Genomic DNA, 20,412 nt, shown 5'->3' on the forward strand with positions numbered 1-20,412 from the left:
CTAAATTTATATATAAACCTTTATTTAAAGGTAAATGTCTCCTTCATCTCTTTATCTTCGTTACTATCACGGGCTTTATTTTTTTCGATAATAAAAAGGTCCTCTGTATCTGCATGCGCAATAAACTTCTTACTTTCCTTATTCTGGGGATGGGATTCATTCCCGGCCTGGTGTTAGCTCAAACCGGCGTTGTAAAAACCAATCAAGAAAAATCAGCCGATGACCCCACCAAAGTCACCACCAAACTCGGCGTCGCCTGGTCTGATAACTACGACATGAACGACAGCAATGTCGCCTTTTCAGGCTCCCTGGCACTCGATGAAGCCCGCAAAATTAACGTCCGAGTGAACAGCGATGCGACCGAATGGCGCGTGGGCGGCTCGTGGTTATTCCCGATAGGCATTTTGAATTTCAACTTCGGCAAAAATGACTACCCAAATGGTGCCTCGCAGACCAATTACTCTGTCGGGACGTTTGTCCCCCTGAGCTTCTTCGGGATTGAACCTGCAGGTTTCCAGATCTTCCCAATGGCCGGTTATACCTACAATACCGGTGACAGCATTGGCTGCGACAAAGATAAACACAGCGCCTGTAGCCAGTCTGATTTCTCAGGCTCTCCTTCACCGGAAAATGGCTTTACCTCGATCGACACCTCGGGCAGCAGCGGTTATCTCGGTGCCTTTGTGCTCAAGCCACTGACCGCCGATCTGCGGCTGCTGAGCTTTATGGGGGCCTCTTACGGTTCCAAAAACGATGATGGCGATAACTACAAAGGTTACTTTGGCGGTATCGGCCTGGGCTACTCGTTTGACAAACATAACTCCGTGACCGGTTTTACCTACATCCAGGATAACAACACGTATCTGGACGATCCGGAAAAGCGTTTCCAGCTCTCTTATAAGTATCAGTTCTGATACTTTTCCCCCTTCCGGCGGCGAATCTCGTTTCGTTCGCCGGAACGTTTTTTTACTAAAAATCCTCTCATTTCAATGTGCTATTGCCTGCTTATTTACCGCTATTATTTTGCGTCGCTGAGGGGGTATTTATTGCACTGTGAAACCATTGTGTCGCCGTTTCACGACAGTTGTAAGTAACTAAAAATTAATAAAAAAATCGCACTTGTCACTCCATATTTTTAAGCGTACATTAGCGCCGTCTGGGGCCTTTGAAGCACAGCATGTTGAGGGGGCGCCGAAGGGTAAAAAGGGACAACTCCCAATTTTTATTCGAGGCGGTGTCAGCTCTCTATACTCAGTCAGATTGTTTTCATTTAGGCGTGTCTCGTAATACGCGGAGTGATGTGAAGTGAAATATTTTATTATGGGCATCTCTTTTATGGTTATCGTCTGGGCCGGCACTTTCGCCCTGATGGTTTAACCCGAGCATGCAATGAAAAACAGGAGCCAATGGCTCCTGTTTGCATTTGTAGATGTTGCTAATCGACGCTATTCGGCGCTTTCAGAACCCGATTTATTGGAAACTGGCAGCAAACCGTCGGCACGGAACATGGCCTTAATGCCACGTACGGCCTGACGGATGCGATCACGGTTCTCAATCAACGCAAAACGCACGTGCGTGTCGCCATAATCACCGAAGCCAACGCCTGGCGAAACACAGACTTTCGCGTCCTGGAGCATTTTTTTAGCAAACTCCAGCGATCCCATCGCGGCGTACTGTTCCGGGATTTTTGCCCATACGTACATTGACGCTTTCGGCATTTCAACCATCCACCCGGCTTCATGCAGGCCTTTCACCAGCACATCGCGTCGGCGTTTGTATTGCTCAGCAATATCTTTTACACATTGCTGATCGCCTTCCAGCGCGGCAATTGCCGCCACCTGAAGCGGCGTAAAGGTGCCGTAATCGTGGTAACTTTTGATTCGTGCCAGTGCATTTACCAACTCTGCATTACCGACCATAAAGCCGATACGCCAGCCTGCCATGTTGTAGCTTTTCGATAGCGTGAAAAACTCTACTGCAACGTCACGAGCCCCGGGAACCTGCATGATTGACGGCGCTTTCCAGCCGTCATATACGATATCGGCATACGCCAAATCGTGAATGACTAACACATCGTAGCGTTTTGCCAATGCGACCACTTTCTCGAAAAACTCCAGTTCCACGCACTGCGCGGTCGGGTTAGACGGGAAGCCGAGGATCATCATCTTCGGTTTTGGGTAACTTTCACGAATAGCGCGTTCCAGTTCGTTAAAGAAATCGACACCTTCCACCAGCGGCACGGAACGCACCTGCGCCCCTGCTATCACTGCGCCATAAATGTGGATCGGATAGCTCGGGTTTGGGACCAGAACCGTGTCGCCGTGATCCAACGTCGCCAGCATCAAATGCGCCAACCCCTCTTTTGAGCCGATGGTCACAATTGCTTCGGTTTCCGGATCGATTTCGACGTCATAACGATCCTGATACCAGCGTGAAATTGCGCGACGCAGACGCGGAATGCCGCGCGAGGTGGAATAGCCGTGGGTGTCCGGGCGCTGAGCCACGGTACAGAGTTTTTCTACGATGTGCGGCGGCGTCGCGCCGTCAGGGTTACCCATGCTGAAATCGATAATATCTTCGCCGCGCCGACGCGCAGCCATTTTCAGTTCAGCAGTGATATTGAACACATAAGGGGGAAGACGATCGATACGCGTAAAACGGCGTGCAGAGCTGGAGTCAGCCATAGAATCCTCGAATAACGTGAGCGCCCGGACCGTCCGAGCGACGTTGCCACCAGTGCGGCATTCCTTGAAAATAACCCGATTATTTTCCTGCTGTCGAGAGGGGAAAGGAAAAATAGTTAGGTGCAAGTAAATGAGGAACTCGCTATCAATCACCAGAAATAATCGCTGCCTGATATCCGTCTTTCAGCAATTTTTAATTTACATAATATTATCAATTAGTTTACCTGATGGGCAGCATAAACCGCGCAATGGCTTCCCTTCTCTGAGGCTCAGGAATAATCCCCTTTTTAAATTATGCCTTTTCCCTTTTCATCATTTTGCGTGATAGCTGGCTATCCCACGCGAGGTTTTTTATCATATTGCTTTCAGTGATACATACGGCGCACTCATGCACGAAATCTTTAACATGCTGCTGGCGGTCTTTGACAGGGCCGCCCTGATGCTGATTTGCCTGTTTTTCCTGATCCGCATCCGCTTGTTCCGCGAACTTCTGCATAAATCGGCCCATACGCCGAAAGAGCTGCTCGCCGTCACCGCTATTTTTTCGATGTTCGCCCTGTTCAGCACCTGGTCCGGTGTGCATGTTGAAGGCTCGCTGGTCAATGTTCGCGTGATCGCGGTAATGTCTGGCGGCATTCTGTTTGGCCCGTGGGTCGGAGCCATTACCGGATTAATCGCCGGGTCGCATCGCTATCTGATCGATATTGGCGGCGTCACCGCCGTGCCGTGTTTAATCACCAGCATTATCGCCGGGCTGCTTTCCGGTTGGATCAATCGCAAGATACCGAAAGCTCAGCACTGGCGCGCCGGGATCCTGGCCGGGATGCTGTGTGAAACGCTGACGATGATCCTCGTGGTGGTGTGGGCCCCCACAATCCAGCTCGGTTTGGAAATTGTGTCAAAAATTGGCGTGCCGATGATCCTCGGCAGCGTTTGCATCGGCTTTATCGTACTCCTGGTGCAGAGCGTCGAGGGGGAAAAGGAAGTCATCGCCGCGCGGCAAGCCAAGCTGGCACTGGAGATTGCCAACAAAACCCTGCCGCTGTTCCGTAACGTGAACAGCGAATCCCTGCGTCAGGTCTGCGACATTATTCGCGAGGACATTCACGCCGATGCGGTGGCTATCACCGATAACGAAAAGGTGCTGGCCTACGTTGGCCTCGGTGAGACCAATTACAAACAAAATGATTTGGGAATAAGCCCGCGTACCCGCCAGGCGCTGCGCGATGGAAAAATCATTATCCGTAATGACGATGTGGCGTACCGCACGCCGGAGATCCACTCGCTACTGATCATCCCGCTTTGGGAAAAGGGCGTGGTCACCGGTACGCTCAAAATCTATTACCGCCCCGCGCATCAGATAACCTCTTCGCTTCAGGAAATGGCGATCGGCTTGTCGCAAATTATTTCGACTCAGCTTGAGGTTTCACGTGCTGAGCAGTTACGTGAAATGGCAAATAAGGCAGAGCTGCGGGCGCTGCAAAGTAAAATTAATCCTCATTTCTTGTTTAACGCCCTCAACGCCATTTCGTCGTCGATTCGCCTCAATCCAGACACCGCCCGCCAGCTGATTTTCAATCTGTCGCGCTACTTGCGCTATAACATTGAATTGAAGGATGACGAGCAGATTGATATCCGCAAAGAGCTGTACCAAATCAAGGATTACATTGCCATTGAGCAAGCGCGGTTTGGCGATAAATTGACGGTGATTTACGACATCGACGATGAAGTGAACTGCGTGATCCCAAGCCTGCTGATCCAGCCATTGGTGGAAAATGCCATTATTCACGGCATTCAGCCTTGCAAGGGCAAGGGCGTGGTGACCATCAGTATTAGTGAAAGTGGAAATCGTGTGCGCATTAGTGTGCGGGATACCGGGAACGGAATCGATCCGGCGGTGATCGCGCGGGTCGAGGCGAACGAAATGCCGGGCAATAAAATTGGCCTGCTCAATGTGCATCATCGCGTCACGCTTCTGTACGGCGAAGGATTGCATATTCGCCGCCTGGAGCCTGGCACGGAAATTTCGTTTTATGTGCCGAACCAGCGCACGCCAGCCACCGCCCCTGCCAGCCTGCTGTCATAAGGACGTTTATGAAAGTCATCATTGTTGAAGATGAAGTGCTGGCCCAGCAAGAGCTGACCTGGCTGGTGAAAGAACACAGTCAGATGGAGATTGTCGGGACTTTTGACGACGGGCTGGATGTTCTGAAATTCCTGCAACACAACCGGGTCGATGCCATTTTTCTCGACATCAATATTCCGTCGCTCGATGGCGTGTTATTGGCGCAGAACATTCACCAGTTTGCCCATAAGCCATTCATTGTGTTTATCACCGCGTGGAAAGAACATGCGGTGGAAGCGTTTGAACTGGAAGCTTTTGACTACATTCTCAAGCCTTATCAGGAATCGCGCATCGTGACGATGCTGCAAAAACTGGAAAACGCCTGGGCACAGCAGTCCGGCAGCGTCAGCAGTGCGGTCAGCCCGCAGCGTGAAAACGATACCATTAACCTGATTCGCGACGAGAAGATTTTCGTCACCTCGATTCACGACATCTATTACGCCGAAGCACACGAGAAAATGACTTTCGTCTACACCAAGCGCGAGTCATGGGTGATGCCGATGAACATTACCGAGTTTTGCAGCAAACTCCCGACGGCCCATTTCTTCCGCTGTCATCGCTCGTACTGCGTTAATCTCAATAAAATTCGCGAAATCGAACCCTGGTTCAATAACACCTACATTCTGAGATTACGCGATCTCGATTTTCAGGTGCCGGTCAGTCGCAGTAAGGTGAAAGAGTTCCGGCAGTTGATGCATCTGTAAACCGTTACCCGGTGGGCCTACGAAGTAATGTCTTCGCAAGCCCGCCGGGCAAACTCCTGATTAGAGCACTTGCCCCAACGTTTGGCGCAGATGCGCACCGGAACCGAGAAGGCCTGGATTGTCATGGACAATCAGGAACACCGGAATGTCCTGGACATAGGATTTGAAACGGCCTTTGTCTTCGAAACCGCCACGGAAACCGGAGGCTTTAAAGAACTCCAGGAAGCGCGGCACGATGCCACCCGCGATGTACACCCCACCAAAGGTCCCGAGCGTCAGCGCCAGGTTGCCGCCAAAACGCCCGAGGATCACACAAAACAGCGACAGCGCGCGACGGCAATCAGTGCAAGCACCGTCCAGCGCACGTTCGGTGACGTCTTTCGGCTGGAGATTCTCTGGCAGGCGACCGTCTGCTTTGACGATAGCGCGATAGAGATAGACCAGCCCTGGGCCGGAGAGCACGCGTTCGGCTGAGACATGGCCCAGCTCGGCACGCAGTTCTTGCAGAATGATGCCCTCTTCTTCGCTGTTTGGCGCAAAGTCGACGTGACCGCCCTCGCCCGGCAAGCTAATCCAGCGTTTATCCACGTGAACCAGATGCGCCACCCCCAAGCCGGTTCCTGCACCGTAGACGGCAATAGGTTTGCCTTCGACAGGCTCATTGCCGCCGAACTGGATCAGATGTTCTTTTTTCAGCATCGGGATCGCCATAGAAACAGCGGTAAAGTCGTTAATAATTTCCAGATGCGTGAACCCGAGATTGTTCTTCATCTCTGCGATGGAAAACGCCCAGGTATGGTTGGTCATCGCCACCCAGTCACCTGTGACGGGGCATGCAATCGCGATACAGCCCTGCTTCACATCGAGCTTGAGTTCATCCAGATAAACCTGCACGACCGCTTCAAGGCTAGGATAATCCAGCCCGGAATAGGTTTTCGCCTGAGAAATCTCACCGCTGTCCAGATCGCACAGCGCCAGACGGCAGTTCGTACCGCCCACATCACCTGTTAACGCAAACTTTGTCATTCTGTTACTGCTCCGCTAAAGTCAGAATAAGTCTTTGGCACACTGTAAATTCATGGCGACCGAACAACAACGACCAACGCAGCAGTGCCCACAATTTATCGATCCCGGTCACACTATAACTTTACCGTTTCAGCACCAATTGCAATGAAGCTTTCGCCAATTGACGGCAAAGTGTGCGCGCTCAGTGTTAAAAGGAAATCACTATGCTTCACCCGCGAGCCAAAAACATGCTTCTATTGTCGGTTCCCGCGCTGATTATCGGCATTGCCTCCAGTCTGATTCTGGTGGTTATCATGAAAATCGCGGCCCTGCTGCAACGATTTCTGTGGTCTACGTTACCCGCGAGTTTCGGCGTCAACGTCGATTCCAGCACGTGGATAATTTTCATGCTGACCGCCACTGGCATCGCGGTAGGGTTAGTGATTCGCTATAGCCCCGGTCATGCAGGCCCCGATCCGGCGACCGAACCCTTGATTGGCGCACCGGTTAAGCCGTCTGCGCTTCCGGGTTTGATTCTGGCCCTGATCCTCGGGCTTGCAGGCGGCGTTAGCCTTGGCCCTGAGCATCCCATTATGTCGGTGAACATTGCTCTCGCCATTGCCCTCGGTGCACGCGTTTTTCCTCGCGTCGGCGCGATGGACTGGACCATTCTGGCAGCCTCCGGCACGATAGGTGCGCTATTTGGCACCCCAATCGCTGCAGCACTCATCTTTTCGCAGATGCTCAGCGGCAGCGACGAAGTACCGCTGTGGGACAAACTTTTCGCTCCGCTGATTGCCGCCGCTTCCGGTGCGCTGACCACCAGCCTGTTCTTCCACCCCCAATTTTCCTTACCTATCGCCCATTACAGCCAAATGCGGCTGGTCGACATTTTCAGCGGCGCCGTCGTCGTCGCAATTGCCATTGCGGTGGGAATGGTCGCGGTCTGGTGTCTGCCGCGCTTGCACACGTTAATGCATAAGCTCAAAAACCCGGTGCTTATTCTCGGTGCTGGTGGCTTTTTGCTGGGCGTTATTGGCGCTTTTGGCGGCCCGATTACCCTGTTCAAGGGATTGGATGAGATGCATCAATTGGCGTTCAGTCAGACGCTGATGCCGACGGATTTTCTGTTCATTGCAGTGATGAAACTGGCAGCGTTAGTGGTTGCCGCCGCCAGTGGTTTTCGCGGAGGGCGTATTTTCCCGGCGGTGTTCGTTGCCGTGGCGCTTGGACTGATGCTGCATGCTCACGTTGAAGCGGTTCCGGCGGCCATCACTATTTCCTGTGCGATCCTGGGTCTGGTACTGGTCGCAACGCGCGATGGCTGGTTGAGCCTGTTTATGGCCGCCGTCGTTGTACCGGACACCACACTGCTGCCTTTGCTGTGTATCGTGATGTTGCCCGCCTGGCTCCTGCTAGCGGGCAAACCGACGATGATTGCCAAACCGCCTCGCTGAACATCTTCACTGAGTATTGTTGCGGGCCTCTAACGCTTGCGTTACGGCCCGCAGCAGCTCAGGTATTTCGAGTTTCGGTAATACCACTTCCACAAAACTCAGCCGCTGGCGACGCGAGGCAAGCTCTAGCACTTCGCGCAGTTGAACGGTCTGTGTCACGCGCCAACTCTGAGCCTGACAATCCAGACTTAAGGCTTGTGGCAGCAGCGTCCAGTTCCATTGAGCGATGTCGTTGTAACGCTGCTCTGGCCCGTGAATCGCCCGCTCGACCGTGTAACCTTCATTATTCAATAACAAAATCAGCGGTTTATGCCCATCTCGCAGCATGGAACTGAGTTCCTGAATGGTTAGCTGTGCCGCACCATCTCCCACCACCAGCACGACACGTCTTTCCGGGGCGGCGGTTTGCGCACCAAACGCGGCAGGCAGCGTGAACCCGATAGAACCCCAAAGCGGTTGTACGATAAGCATGGCATCAGCCGGAAGGCGCAACGAGGCGGCGCCAAAAGCTGCCGTTCCCTGATCGGCAAGAATAATATCGCCCGGCAAGAGTGCATCCTGCAGCGCCTGCCAAAAACTGCTTTGTGTTAGCGTACCGCTGTATTTTACGGGCGCAGGCTCTGCCTGAGAGGCGGGAAGTGTCCAGCCAGAGCAAAGTTCCTCGCAGAGGAATTGTAACGCGCGTGCGGACTGAGCTATCGGTATACCGCTGAACCAACGTTTGCCGACGCGTGCGGAAAAAGGCTGAAGCTCTATCGTTTTCTCAGCCGGAAGATGCTGTGTAAATCCGGCGGTAATGGTGTCGGTAAAACGCGTACCGATACACAAAATCGCATCGGCATCTTCAATTGCCGCGCGAGTGTATTCGGCGCTCGCCGCACCACTGTAAGTGCCCACATACCCCTGCTGATGCTCATCAAACAGCCCTTTGCCCATCAACAGCGTGGCAAATGCGAGTGGTTGTGACGTTACCCAATCCCGGAGCATTGGCTGTAACCCGTAACGCTGGGCCAGAAAATCTGCCAGCATCGCGACACGTTTGCACGGAGCCAACATTTCCCTGGCGGCCGCGATGAATGTTGCCAACGCGTTTTCATCAACCTCAACAGGTGTAAGTGTGAGAGCGTTTACAGGCCGGGTAGCCGGGGCTTTCGCGACATCCGCTGGCAACATCAAATAAGCTGGACGCCTTTCGCTGAGCATTTCTCGCAGCACACGGTCGATTTCCTGACAGGCATTACCCGCCGTCAACTTTGCCCGGGCCACACTCAGCGGGATGCTCATGTCAAAAAAGTGGCCAAAATCGCTGTCACCGAGCGTGTGATGTAACAATTCACCACGCTGCTGGCTGCCGCTTCCCGGTGCGCCCACGATGTGTAAAACCGGAACATACTCGGCAAAACTCCCGGCAATACCGTTCAACGCACTTAGCTCCCCGACGCCATAGGTCGTCAAAAGCGCGCCAGCCCCATGAATACGAGCGTAACCATCCGCCGCATAAGCCGCATTCAGTTCGTTCGCACAACCTACCCAGCACAACTTCGGGTGATCGATGACATGGTCGAGAAACTGCAAATTATAATCGCCCGGCACGCCGAACATGTGGTCAATACCGCATCCGGCAAGACGATCCACCAGATAATCTGCGATTGTGTAATTCGATTGCATAGCCATCTTCCTTTCGCCGCATAGATATTCTGAGTATTAGAGATGCGCGAAGTCTGTCCAGAAGGATAAGAATTTGATGCTGGAAAGGAAAATTTACAGATTTAAAGAGTGTACCTCAGCCACGACATTGATTAGTGTAAACGTATACACACCCTGTCCCTACTGGAGGTTTTGATGGTTTATCAGGCAAATCCGGCACGCTATGAGAAGATGGAATATCAGCGTTGCGGCCGAAGTGGACTGAAATTACCGGCGATTTCGCTGGGCTTGTGGCACAACTTCGGTGACGAAACGCTGGTCGAAACCAGCCGTCAGCTGTTACGCCATGCATTCGATCTCGGCATCACCCATTTTGACCTCGCCAATAACTATGGTCCGCCGCCAGGTTCTGCCGAAAGCAACTTTGGCCGTATTCTGCGCGAGGATTTTCTGCCGTATCGCGACGAACTGATTATCTCCAGCAAAGCGGGTTACACCATGTGGGACGGTCCTTACGGCGACTGGGGTTCACGTAAATATCTGATTGCCAGCCTCGATCAAAGCCTGAAACGCATGGGTCTGGAATACGTCGATATCTTCTACCATCACCGCCCGGATCCGGACACACCGCTGGAAGAAACCATGCGCGCACTTGACCACGTGGTACGTCAGGGTAAAGCACTGTACGTTGGGCTTTCCAATTATCCCGCCGATCGTGCTCGCGAGGCATTTGCGATTTTGCAGGATCTCGGTACACCCTGTGTTATCCACCAGCCGAAATACTCTATGTTCGAGCGCTGGGTCGAAGACGGGCTGACTGATTTGCTGCAAGAGCAAGGTGTCGGCTCGATTGCTTTCTCTCCGCTGGCCGGTGGTCAGCTAACGGACCGTTATCTGAACGGCATTCCGGCAGATTCCCGAGCCGCGAGTGGAAGCAAATTCCTCAGTGCCGATCAGATTACCGACGCGAAAGTCGAAAAAGCGCGCAAGCTGAATGAAATAGCCAGTAAGCGCGGTCAAAAACTGTCACAAATGGCGTTAGCCTGGGTACTGCGTGGCAACAAAATTACGTCGGTATTGATTGGTGCCAGCAAGATTGCGCAGCTGGATGATGCCGTGGGAATGCTCGATAACCGTCAGTTCTCTGCTCAAGAGATTGCAGAAATTGACGCAATCCTTAGCGGGTCAAATTAACGCCACTTTTAGCAAAAAGTGCTGTGACCTGAGATTTAGGAGTTACTCCGATGCTGCGAGGTTGTAACACCTCGTAAGATTGCGTTAACAGGCCCAAGAAGGCCCCGACCGCAAGGAGACATTTATGTTCAGGTCACTTATTCTGGCTGCTGTATTACTGGCAAGTGCGCCAATAATGATGGCGAATGCGGGTGAAATCACGCTGATTCCATCCGTTAAATTACAAATTGGCGATCGCGATAACTACGGCAACTACTGGGATGGCGGTCGCTGGCGCGACAACGACTACTGGCGTCGTAATTATGAATGGCGTGATGCACGCTGGCATCGACACGATAACGGCTGGCATCGCGGTTGGGACAAGCGCAATGCCTATGAGCGTGGCTACCGTGAAGGCTGGAACGACCGTGATGACCGCCATGGCGGTTGGGGCCGCGGCCCAGGACGAGGCGGCCACGGTCACGGCGGTCACCACCATTAAAATAAGCAGCCTTCGGGCTGCTTTTTTCATATCGGTAATAAATTGTAATTCGCTGAAAAAACATGCTGCACTGATTTAATTTCATCCACGCCTGTGTCGTTCTGATAATCAAAATAAGGTTTGTTCAGACCAGGATAATAAAACAATGAAAATTGACAACATGACCTCAGGGATCAACTACGGCTACACAGGCCAGCCGAGTAAAAATAATCAGGGCAGAAAGCAACTAGGCTACGAGCAATACAGCGGGACCGATTGCCAGCAAACCGGGCAGTGGCAAGCCTCATTATATTCAGTGAATGTGATAGTCAGCATCCAAAAAGGAACGGTGATGCCCTACCACCAGTCTCAACCGGTAAAATGGAAACTGGTGGATTACGGTGTCGACAAAGAATTGACGAGCAGTCGTTGATTTCTCTTCTCTCGCGGAGGGTCTTTGTCGCTTTTCCGCAAGACGGAATGATCGTTACAGATTGAGCAGCGTGCCGATCAGCAACCAGCCGTTCAGAGCCACGACCAGCACCACAATCACCCATCCTGCCCGTTTCACGAGGCGGGTGTTCACCAGATCACCCATCAGATTGGCATCGCTGGTAAAACGCAGCAGTGGCACTAACGCCAGGGCAATACCAAAGCTCAATAACACCTGGCTCATCACCAGGATGCGGGTCGGGTCAAGGCCCAGCAGAATAACGATAAACGATGGCAGCATGGTTACCGCCCGGCGGAACCACAGCGGGATATGGAAGCGGATAAAGCCCTGCATCACCACCTGTCCGGCCAGCGTCCCCACTACGGTTGACGACAGCCCGGCAGCAATCAGGCTCAGGCCAAATATTGTCGCCGCCGCGTGGCTGAGCAGCGGTTCCAGCGTGAGATAAGCCTGATCCAAGTCAGCGACACCCGTATGTCCGTTGAAATGAAACGCCGCCGCTGCCGTCGCCATCATCGCCAGATTCACAAACCCGGCAATGGTCATCGCGATCGCAACATCCCAACGTGTGGCGCTATAACGTTCCTGCCGCGAGCCACCATGAAGATGCTGAGTCAGGGACGAGTGCAGATAAATCACATGCGGCATGATAGTCGCACCCAGCACGCCTGCTGCAAGGAACACTGCTTCGGAAGTCGGCAGCGAGGGAATAATCATCCCTTTCGCCAACGGTGCCATTGCTGGCTGCGAGAAAATAAGCTCAACAATGTAGGCAGCAGCGACAAACAACAGCAGGCCACCGATGACTTTCTCCAGCGGTTTTTGCCCACGTCGCTGTAGCATCAAGATTAAGAATGTCGCGATCCCGGTCAGCACCGCGCCCTGAAGCAGCGAGATGCCCAAAATCAATTTGAAACCAATCGCTGCGCCGATGAATTCCGCCAGATCGGTCGCCATGGCGATAATTTCTGCCTGCACCCAATAGAACCACACCAGCGGGCGCGGGTAGTGATCCCGAATTTGTTCGGCCAGGTTTTTGCCGGTGGCAATCCCTAATTTGGCAGAGAGGACCTGAATCAGCATCGCCATCAGGTTTGCCCACACCACCACCCAAAGCAGTTGATAGCCGTAGCTGGCACCCGCCTGAATATTAGTGGCGAAGTTACCCGGATCGATGTAGCCGATGGCAGCAATGAACGCAGGGCCCATTAATGCAAACCGCATCTTGCGTGCTGCACGACTGCTGCTACTCTCAACGCGACTGTTTGTCATTTTCTGCCTCTGAAATATAGCCTTTGCTATGTTTGATGCTATCAAAATGAGAATGATTATCAAGTTCATTTATTAAGGTGATATTGATTTCTCTGATAGACAGGAACGATAGCCGCGGGTCAACGAACAGCCATGTTTAGGGACAAGTAACGTAAAGTCAGTTCTACCGTCAGATTAGTACAACAACGCAACTTTTAACACCTTTACATAACATAACAGATTTGTATGGTTGGTCACCTTTTTTGAGATTGCTCACAGGTTCTAACTATAGTGCGGCGTAGATCTCGTTTTCTTTTATGTTGTTGCATAGAATGTGCACGGAAATTTAATCTGCCTCATATTTGGAGCAAATATGGACCGCGTTTTACACTTTGTCCTCGCGCTTGCTGTGGTTGCGATTCTGGCCTTGCTGGTTAGCCATGATCGTAAAAAAATCCGCATTCGCTATGTTATTCAATTACTTGTTATCGAAGTCCTGCTGGCCTGGTTCTTCCTGAACTCTGATGTCGGCCTGGGATTTGTGAAAGGATTCTCCGAGATGTTCGAAAAACTTCTCGGTTTCGCTAACGAAGGGACAAATTTCGTCTTCGGTAAAATGAACGATGAAGGCCTGGCATTCTTCTTCCTGAAAGTGCTTTGCCCGATTGTCTTCATTTCTGCACTGATTGGTATTTTGCAGCACATCCGTGTTCTGCCGATTGTGATCCGTGCGATTGGTACTCTGCTGTCGAAAGTCAACGGTATGGGTAAACTGGAGTCTTTCAACGCGGTCAGCTCCTTGATCCTCGGTCAGTCGGAAAACTTCATCGCCTATAAAGACATTCTCGGCAAGATGTCGCGCAACCGCATGTACACCATGGCGGCGACCGCAATGTCTACCGTTTCAATGTCCATCGTCGGCGCATACATGACCATGCTGGACCCGAAATTTGTGGTTGCGGCACTGGTGCTGAACATGTTCAGTACCTTTATCGTTCTGTCGCTTATCAACCCGTACCGTGTTGATCAGAGCGAAGAGAACCTGCAGATGTCTAATCTGCGCGAAGGTCAGAGCTTCTTCGAAATGTTGGGCGAATATATTCTGGCAGGCTTCAAAGTGGCGATTATCGTTTCTGCAATGCTGATCGGCTTTATCGCCCTGATTGCTGCGCTGAACGCCCTGTTCGCGACCGTGACCGGTTGGTTTGGTCACAGCATCTCCTTCCAGGGGATCCTCGGCTACATCTTCTGGCCAGTGGCTTGGGTGATGGGCGTTCCTGCCAGCGAATCGCTGCAGGTCGGCAGCATCATGGCGACCAAAATGGTGTCCAACGAATTCGTTGCCATGATGGATCTGCAGAAAATCGCCAGCACGCTCTCTCCGCGCGCAGAAGGCATCCTGTCTATCTTCCTCGTCTCCTTCGCTAACTTCTCGTCCATCGGTATCATTGCCGGTGCGATTAAAGGTCTGAACGAAGAACAAGGTAACGTAGTTTCACGCTTCGGCTTGAAACTGGTTTACGGTTCTACGCTGGTGAGTGTGCTGTCCGCATCCATCGCCGCACTGGTTCTGTAAGTCAGCAAGACACTAAAAAGCCGGGAGTGTATCTCCCGGCTTTTTTATGCCCGCAATTCCTCAAGAGGACGCGGCTTACCTATCAAATACCCTTGCAGGTAATCGACGCCCATCTTATACAACAGTTCCCGCTGTGCCTCGGTTTCAACAAACTCCGCAACCAGCGTCAGCTTTTTTACTTTCGCCAGTTCACAGATAGATTTCACGATCATTTCATCGACCGGGTCAGTGAGAATGTCACGCACAAAGCAACCATCAATTTTAACGATATCCGCTTCCAGCCTTTTCAGGCGCTCATAGTTTGCGTAACCCGTACCGAAATCATCGATTGCGATTTGGCAACCGTATTCCCGAAGGCGTCGGATATTCAGCATGCTGATTTCTGAACCAGAAAACGCCTGCTGTTCGGTGATTTCAATGGTGACCAGCGCCGGAGAGATATCATATTGACTGAACAGCGAGAGGATCTTATTGGCGCTCTCTTTTTGCATCAGCGTGAATGGCATCAGGTTCACGGAGAAGCGCTCGCCCGGCAACGTTTTCATCGCCCGAAAAAGGGTTTCAACGACCAGCAGATCAAAACGCTTACTGAGGTTGAACTGCGCGATCACCGGAATGAATTGATCAGGTGTGATAATTTTCTCGTCCCAGGTCATTCGGGCGAGGATTTCGTGATATCGATCGCCAGCCTGACTCACGATAGGCTGGGCATATAATTGCAGGCCGCCCTCCGCCAACGCTTTTTTCACCCGGCTTAGCTGCATAACGCGCTCTGTGGTGTTGTCAGAAACCGTTGCCAGACTGCTGTCGAGTGCTAAGACACGACGGGCGGCGCAGGCCTGCTCTGAAAGCCAGCTCAATTGGCCCAGCGTATGGTGCAACGCTTCACCCTCGCCTTCGATAGCGCCCCAGGCTGCGCCAAACTCCAGATCCAGCGAGTCACCTTGCCAGTTGAACGCCTGACTATTGAGGAAGTCGACAATATAGGCAAGCCTGGCTGCCGTTTCTGAGCAATGCAGTACCAACAGCAGTTCGCTCCCCGGGAGCTGGAAAAGTTTCTCTTCCGGGCCGAGTAACGGTTGCAAATCACGGGTGATCATTCGCTTGCAGTGAACGCGCATCATCATGCCGTAATGACGGCTTAAAAATTCCAGATTATCCATTCGCAGGCAGCACACGCTAGCACGCGGATGCTGGCTCAAATAGCTCTCGAACGCACGCAAATTGGGCAGCCCGGTGAGCGGATCCTGCAACGCCTGGTTATGCCACTTACGCTTTATGATGTTGCTGCGAGCTTGTATCTGCGCCATGTAGAGCAAGCAAATGGTGAAAGAGATAAGAACCGACAGTACAAAGGAAAGTGCGTACTCAGTACTCACGCCCTGTAAAAAGTTGCGGTTATAGGCAACAAGGAAAAACGCGCTGATGCCCCACACCAGGCAGATCAGCGGATAGCTAAAGCGGTTAATGACCAGGAAGAAAAGGATAAAAATTACCGGGACTAAATATCCGGCGATGAATTCAGATTCAAAAGGTGTGCAAAGCGTCAGCAGCAAGGCAGTCAGCACCACCAGCCAGTTTGCCGTAAATAGCCACTGCTTTCGGCCAAACGCGGGGAGAATATGACGCTTCCAGAACTTGCGTGCGTAGCGCGGGTTGATAAGCATCCGCAACGGGTAGTAAAACAGCATGGTAAAAATGAGCCCGGCACATATCAGGCTCTGAATATCGACAAGACTGTAGACGACCGATGCAGAGACGAAGAATCCGGAAACCGATAAGGGAAAATCAAGAAAGCGCCCCGCCAGATACATCGTGCCTTTTAACACCATCGGCGCAAAGAAACAGGCCCAAAAAATCCGTGTCCCCATATGCCGGTTAGGCAATCCAAAACGCCAGCGCTTACCTAAAATCCCGTACAGAATGCCGCATGACAGCATCGGCGCAAACAGCTGACAGAATAACAACACCAGAGACTGTGGCGCGGGCAACGGCAGCAGCCAGGCGTTGGTCACTGCAAAAGCAATAATCAACGGCGAGACCGCATGTCGACCAAAAAGCAGCATCATCGACAAAATGACGCTCAGCGGGAGCCAGGCGAGATAAATGGCATTGCCATCAATTACCGTTCCGGGCGAAAGAAAACGGGCAAAAGGAATTGAGAAAAGGCTTAAGACTAGTGCCAGCAGAAATTTTTTGGCTGAGGAGTTCTTTATAAACGTCATTATGGTCAGGGAAATATTCCGGCTGGATTCGTAACTGCAACATAGAAATATTATGTTTATTAATTGAGCGAAGCAAGTTTCCCGTAGGAGAAAAGTCTCATTGTTTATATGGAATTTAACAAAGGGAAACAATTTGACTCAAAAAAGCCTGTTTCTTACAGATTTTCTGACGTCGTAGCCGTAAAAACAAAAACCCCCGCCGAGGCGAGGGTTTGAATTTTGGTGGAGCTAAGCGGGATCGAACCGCTGACCTCTTGCATGCCATGCAAGCGCTCTCCCAGCTGAGCTATAGCCCCACAATGTTACTTCACGTACCAAATCTGATGGGAGCAGAATTTGGTGGAGCTAAGCGGGATCGAACCGCTGACCTCTTGCATGCCATGCAAGCGCTCTCCCAGCTGAGCTATAGCCCCGTTACGCAAAGCGTGTCGTGTTGACGGGCGGCATGATATGAATTCCCTTGCCAGGTGTCAACGGCAAAATGTTCCCCATTTTTTCAATTGCTGAAAAAGCATGCAACTGAATGACATTGCGAGCGTTCTCGCAATCAGTAGTTAAACGCGTCACGTTTTCAGCTAAAAGGATGCTATAACATGAACCACTAATTCCCATACAAGTACTCAGGAAATAGCATGCTCAAGGAACGAATGACGCCGGAGGAACTCGCCCATCTGACCGGTTATAGCCGTCAAACCATCAATAAATGGGTGCGAAAAGAGGGATGGCAAACATCACCTCGTCCGGGTGTTCAGGGCGGAAAAGCACGTGTTGTTCACGTCAGCGAACAGGTCCGTGAATTTATTCGCAGTGCGCAGCGAGCCGCAGCCAGCGCGCCGGGAACCGCACATGTTGTTGCAGAAGACAGTTTTGATGCCCTCCTCTTGTCGTTGCCAAAAACAATGTCTGACTACGAACAGAAGCAACTCACCACGCTCCTTTTACGAGAAGGGATAACCGGCCTCCTCCTCCGTTTAGGCATTCGCACACAAGAATGACAATGAAAACACTTCACTCCAAGATGACTACCCAAGAGTTGGCGCACTGTGTGGGTATGGCGAAACAAACGATCAATCGTTGGATCCGCGAGCAGAAATGGATAACGGAGCCGATCCCTGGCGTTAAAGGTGGTCGCGCGAGACTGATTCATATCACGCCGGAAGTCAGGGATTTCCTAAACTCAACGCCAAAACTGCGTCATTTGTCGCTTTCATTGAAAGCCGCGGAACCTGAGCACAGTTACAACACGCAGGACAACGATCCGGTCTGGCGGCAAATTCAGGACGTTCTGGTGATGATGACTGCGGAAGAGAAACAGCGCTTACATCTGCTTCTGGTTCGCGAAGGTTTGAGTAGTTTTCTGGAAAGTTTGAACATCGCTGACAAAAGCGCATAAAAAAACGGCAGACCCTGCGGCCTGCCGTTTCTGATTAAAACCTGTTATTGCTGATTTTCACGTTCCGCAATGAATGCCAGGGCTTTGTTGATACGCGCTACGCTGCGGCTCTTGCCAATCGCATGCACGGTGACATCCAAACCAGGAGACTGGCCCGCGCCAGTTACCGCGACGCGAAGCGGCATCCCAACTTTGCCCATTCCCACTTCAAGTTCATCGGCGGTGGCCTGAATGGCGTGATGTACATTTTCAGCCGTCCAGTCGGTGATGGCATTCAGCTTATCGCGAACCACTTCCATGGGCTGACGCGCAACCGGACGCAGATGTTTTTTCGCCGCGTCGGCATCAAACTCGTCAAACTCTTCGTAGAAGTAACGGCAACTCGCCGCCATCTCTTTCAGAGTCTTACAGCGCTCACCCAACAGTTTCACCAACTCTGCCAACTGTGGCCCCGTGCGAGTGTCGATTTTTTCCTGCTCAATGTGCCATTGCAGATGCGTCGCCACATATTCAGGAGCCATCGTGTTGATGTAGTGATGGTTCAGCCATTGTAGTTTTTCGGTGTTGAACGCACTGGCAGATTTGCTGACCGCGCCCAATGAGAACAGTTTGATCATCTCTTCACGAGAGAAAATTTCCTGATCGCCGCTGGACCAGCCCAGACGCACCAGATAGTTCAACAGCGCTTCTGGCAAATAACCGTCGTCGCGATATTGCATCACGCTGACCGCACCGTGGCGTTTAGACAGTTTTTTGCCGTCGTCACCGTTGATCATCGATACGTGCGCGTAGACCGGTACTGGTGCATTCAGCGCTTTCAGAATGTTTATCTGACGCGGGGTATTGTTGATATGGTCTTCACCACGGATAACGTGGGTGATTTCCATATCCCAGTCATCGACAACAACACAGAAGTTATACGTCGGGGATCCGTCAGTACGACGGATGATCAGGTCATCCAGCTCCTGGTTGCTGAACTCGATTGGGCCGCGAATCTGGTCATCGAAGATAACGGAACCTTCTTGCGGGTTAGCGAAACGCACCACGCAAGGCTCATTATCAGCATGATGCTCATGACCGTGGCGGCAGCGACCGTCATAGCGCGGCTTTTCGCCATTCGCCATTTGCTCTTCGCGCAGGGCATCGAGGCGCTCTTTGGAGCAGTAACATTTATAAGCTGTACCAGCCACCAACATGTCGTCAATGACCGCGTTGTAGCGATCGAAACGTTTGGTCTGGAAGTACGGGCCCTCATCCCATTCCAGGCTCAACCAGTTCATGCCATCCATGATAGCTTCGATGGCTTCCGGCGTGGAGCGCTCAAGATCGGTATCTTCAATACGCAACACGAACTCACCGCCGTGATTGCGAGCAAACAGCCAGGAATAAAGAGCGGTGCGAGCACCACCGACGTGCAGATAGCCAGTTGGGCTCGGCGCGAAGCGAGTTTTGATTTTCATGAAATGGCCTTACGTTTAGAAAGTTGCCGACAGCCGGCAAATCCTGGAAAAAAACAATGGGCAATATTCTATCACTCCCACCTGAATCCTCAATGTTGATCCCCTCTAATCGCTGCGCTTAGCGTATTTTGTTTATAAATCATGCACCCTATGGCGATTCATAAGCGTTTTGTCTAATTTTACGACGAACAAACAAAATCTTTGGAAAAGGCGTTGACTCATTTTGAACTCTCCCTATAATGCGACTCCACACAGCGGGGGTGATTAGCTCAGCTGGGAGAGCACCTCCCTTACAAGGAGGGGGTCGGCGGTTCGAACCCGTCATCACCCACCACTACTTTTGTAGTCTCCGCCGTGTAGCAAGAAATTGAGAAATGGGTGATTAGCTCAGCTGGGAGAGCACCTCCCTTACAAGGAGGGGGTCGGCGGTTCGATCCCGTCATCACCCACCACTTTCTCGCCAGCTGGTTTCTTGCAGTAACATTGAAGTACCGAAGTGGGTGATTAGCTCAGCTGGGAGAGCACCTCCCTTACAAGGAGGGGGTCGGCGGTTCGATCCCGTCATCACCCACCACTTCGGGTCGTTAGCTCAGTTGGTAGAGCAGTTGACTTTTAATCAATTGGTCGCAGGTTCGAATCCTGCACGACCCACCAATGTAGAAAGGCGCCCTAAAGGCGCCTTTTTGCTATGCCCAATTCGTGCCGGATGAGAACCTGCTGCAGGTTCGAGTCGAACAAAGTGAGACACCGGAGCCGCTTGCGGCGACGGCCCGAAGG

18 protein-coding genes, 6 tRNA genes and 1 other RNA gene are annotated in these 20,412 nt (G+C 51.9%); 16 read left to right on the top strand and 9 right to left on the bottom strand.

All coding sequences use genetic code 11. The features are described from left to right. The first annotated feature begins 113 nt into the window (after positions 1-113). A complete protein-coding gene (locus VH187_RS22740) occupies positions 114-914 on the top strand; it encodes a hypothetical protein (RefSeq protein WP_329703703.1) in 801 nt (266 codons plus the stop codon). A 391-nt stretch (positions 915-1,305) separates the two neighbouring features. Continuing rightward, positions 1,306-1,377 (top strand): membrane protein YpdK, encoded by a 72-nt coding sequence (gene ypdK, locus VH187_RS22745; RefSeq protein WP_110509655.1) that lies wholly within the window; start codon positions 1,306-1,308, stop codon positions 1,375-1,377. Positions 1,378-1,445: 68 nt separating this feature from the next. On the opposite strand, the gene alaC is transcribed toward ypdK, so the two are convergent. Then, positions 1,446-2,684, bottom strand: a complete 1,239-nt coding sequence (gene alaC / locus VH187_RS22750) for an alanine transaminase (RefSeq protein WP_329703704.1) — start codon at positions 2,682-2,684, stop codon at positions 1,446-1,448. 388 nt (positions 2,685-3,072) lie between these two features. Between alaC and VH187_RS22755 the strand changes: the two genes are divergently transcribed. Then, entirely contained in the window at positions 3,073-4,770 is a 1,698-nt protein-coding gene (locus VH187_RS22755) for a sensor histidine kinase (RefSeq protein WP_329703705.1), read from the top strand. 8 nt (positions 4,771-4,778) lie between these two features. Next, positions 4,779-5,513, top strand: coding sequence for a LytR/AlgR family response regulator transcription factor (locus VH187_RS22760; RefSeq protein ID WP_329703706.1), 735 nt, complete (start codon positions 4,779-4,781; stop codon positions 5,511-5,513). Positions 5,514-5,573: 60 nt separating this feature from the next. Here VH187_RS22760 and glk read toward each other — a convergent pair whose 3' ends face one another. Then, positions 5,574-6,539, bottom strand: coding sequence for a glucokinase (gene glk / locus VH187_RS22765; RefSeq protein WP_329703707.1), 966 nt, complete (start codon positions 6,537-6,539; stop codon positions 5,574-5,576). A gap of 203 nt (positions 6,540-6,742) precedes the next feature. On the opposite strand from glk, the gene VH187_RS22770 reads away from it, so the two are divergent. Further along, positions 6,743-7,975, top strand: a complete 1,233-nt coding sequence (locus VH187_RS22770) for an ion channel protein (RefSeq protein WP_329703708.1) — start codon at positions 6,743-6,745, stop codon at positions 7,973-7,975. 6 nt (positions 7,976-7,981) lie between these two features. Here VH187_RS22770 and VH187_RS22775 read toward each other — a convergent pair whose 3' ends face one another. Next, complete coding sequence (locus VH187_RS22775) at positions 7,982-9,643, bottom strand: alpha-keto acid decarboxylase family protein (RefSeq protein WP_329703709.1); 1,662 nt, start codon at positions 9,641-9,643, stop codon at positions 7,982-7,984. Positions 9,644-9,817: 174 nt separating this feature from the next. On the opposite strand from VH187_RS22775, the gene mgrA reads away from it, so the two are divergent. From mgrA to VH187_RS22790, 3 genes are all read left to right on the top strand, one after another. Next, positions 9,818-10,816: an L-glyceraldehyde 3-phosphate reductase gene (gene mgrA / locus VH187_RS22780; RefSeq protein WP_329703710.1), complete on the top strand. Its 999-nt coding sequence runs from the start codon at positions 9,818-9,820 to the stop codon at positions 10,814-10,816. A 124-nt stretch (positions 10,817-10,940) separates the two neighbouring features. Continuing rightward, positions 10,941-11,297 (top strand): DUF2502 domain-containing protein, encoded by a 357-nt coding sequence (locus tag VH187_RS22785; RefSeq protein WP_329703711.1) that lies wholly within the window; start codon positions 10,941-10,943, stop codon positions 11,295-11,297. 145 nt (positions 11,298-11,442) lie between these two features. Beyond that, entirely contained in the window at positions 11,443-11,709 is a 267-nt protein-coding gene (locus tag VH187_RS22790) for a hypothetical protein (protein WP_329703712.1), read from the top strand. Positions 11,710-11,763: 54 nt separating this feature from the next. Here VH187_RS22790 and VH187_RS22795 read toward each other — a convergent pair whose 3' ends face one another. Beyond that, positions 11,764-13,002 carry an Nramp family divalent metal transporter gene (locus VH187_RS22795; protein ID WP_329703713.1) on the bottom strand — a complete coding sequence of 413 codons (1,239 nt, stop codon included), beginning with the start codon at positions 13,000-13,002 and terminating at the stop codon, positions 11,764-11,766. Between the two features lie 352 nt (positions 13,003-13,354). On the opposite strand from VH187_RS22795, the gene nupC reads away from it, so the two are divergent. Further along, on the top strand, positions 13,355-14,557 hold the full coding sequence (gene nupC, locus VH187_RS22800) for a nucleoside permease NupC (RefSeq protein ID WP_329703714.1): 1,203 nt from the start codon (positions 13,355-13,357) through the stop codon (positions 14,555-14,557). Positions 14,558-14,601: 44 nt separating this feature from the next. On the opposite strand, the gene VH187_RS22805 is transcribed toward nupC, so the two are convergent. The 4 genes from VH187_RS22805 to VH187_RS22820 form a co-directional block, all read right to left on the bottom strand. Further along, positions 14,602-16,782, bottom strand: a complete 2,181-nt coding sequence (locus tag VH187_RS22805) for a sensor domain-containing phosphodiesterase (RefSeq protein ID WP_329703715.1) — start codon at positions 16,780-16,782, stop codon at positions 14,602-14,604. 220 nt (positions 16,783-17,002) lie between these two features. After that, positions 17,003-17,078, bottom strand: a tRNA-Ala gene (locus VH187_RS22810). Positions 17,079-17,119: 41 nt separating this feature from the next. Beyond that, positions 17,120-17,195 (bottom strand) — tRNA-Ala (locus VH187_RS22815). A 1-nt stretch (position 17,196) separates the two neighbouring features. After that, the gene (locus VH187_RS22820) at positions 17,197-17,394 is read right to left on the bottom strand and encodes a hypothetical protein (protein WP_329703716.1); all 198 of its coding nucleotides are present in this window, start codon (positions 17,392-17,394) and stop codon (positions 17,197-17,199) included. Between the two features lie 20 nt (positions 17,395-17,414). Between VH187_RS22820 and VH187_RS22825 the strand changes: the two genes are divergently transcribed. Both VH187_RS22825 and VH187_RS22830 read left to right on the top strand, forming a co-directional pair. After that, positions 17,415-17,777: a YfeC-like transcriptional regulator gene (locus tag VH187_RS22825; protein ID WP_329703717.1), complete on the top strand. Its 363-nt coding sequence runs from the start codon at positions 17,415-17,417 to the stop codon at positions 17,775-17,777. A 2-nt stretch (positions 17,778-17,779) separates the two neighbouring features. Beyond that, a complete protein-coding gene (locus tag VH187_RS22830) occupies positions 17,780-18,175 on the top strand; it encodes a YfeC-like transcriptional regulator (protein WP_329703718.1) in 396 nt (131 codons plus the stop codon). Between the two features lie 44 nt (positions 18,176-18,219). Here VH187_RS22830 and gltX read toward each other — a convergent pair whose 3' ends face one another. After that, the gene (gltX, locus tag VH187_RS22835) at positions 18,220-19,635 is read right to left on the bottom strand and encodes a glutamate--tRNA ligase (RefSeq protein ID WP_329703719.1); all 1,416 of its coding nucleotides are present in this window, start codon (positions 19,633-19,635) and stop codon (positions 18,220-18,222) included. A 258-nt stretch (positions 19,636-19,893) separates the two neighbouring features. Between gltX and VH187_RS22840 the strand changes: the two genes are divergently transcribed. From VH187_RS22840 to VH187_RS22860, 5 genes are all read left to right on the top strand, one after another. Next, a tRNA-Val gene (locus VH187_RS22840) sits at positions 19,894-19,969 on the top strand. 42 nt (positions 19,970-20,011) lie between these two features. After that, a tRNA-Val gene (locus tag VH187_RS22845) sits at positions 20,012-20,087 on the top strand. Positions 20,088-20,133: 46 nt separating this feature from the next. Continuing rightward, a tRNA-Val gene (locus VH187_RS22850) sits at positions 20,134-20,209 on the top strand. A gap of 4 nt (positions 20,210-20,213) precedes the next feature. Next, positions 20,214-20,289: transfer RNA gene (locus tag VH187_RS22855), tRNA-Lys, on the top strand. A 31-nt stretch (positions 20,290-20,320) separates the two neighbouring features. Continuing rightward, positions 20,321-20,412: non-coding RNA, RtT sRNA (locus tag VH187_RS22860), on the top strand; the annotation flags it as partial.

This window comes from Scandinavium sp. (genome assembly GCF_036271055.1).
GTDB lineage: Bacteria > Pseudomonadota > Gammaproteobacteria > Enterobacterales > Enterobacteriaceae > Scandinavium.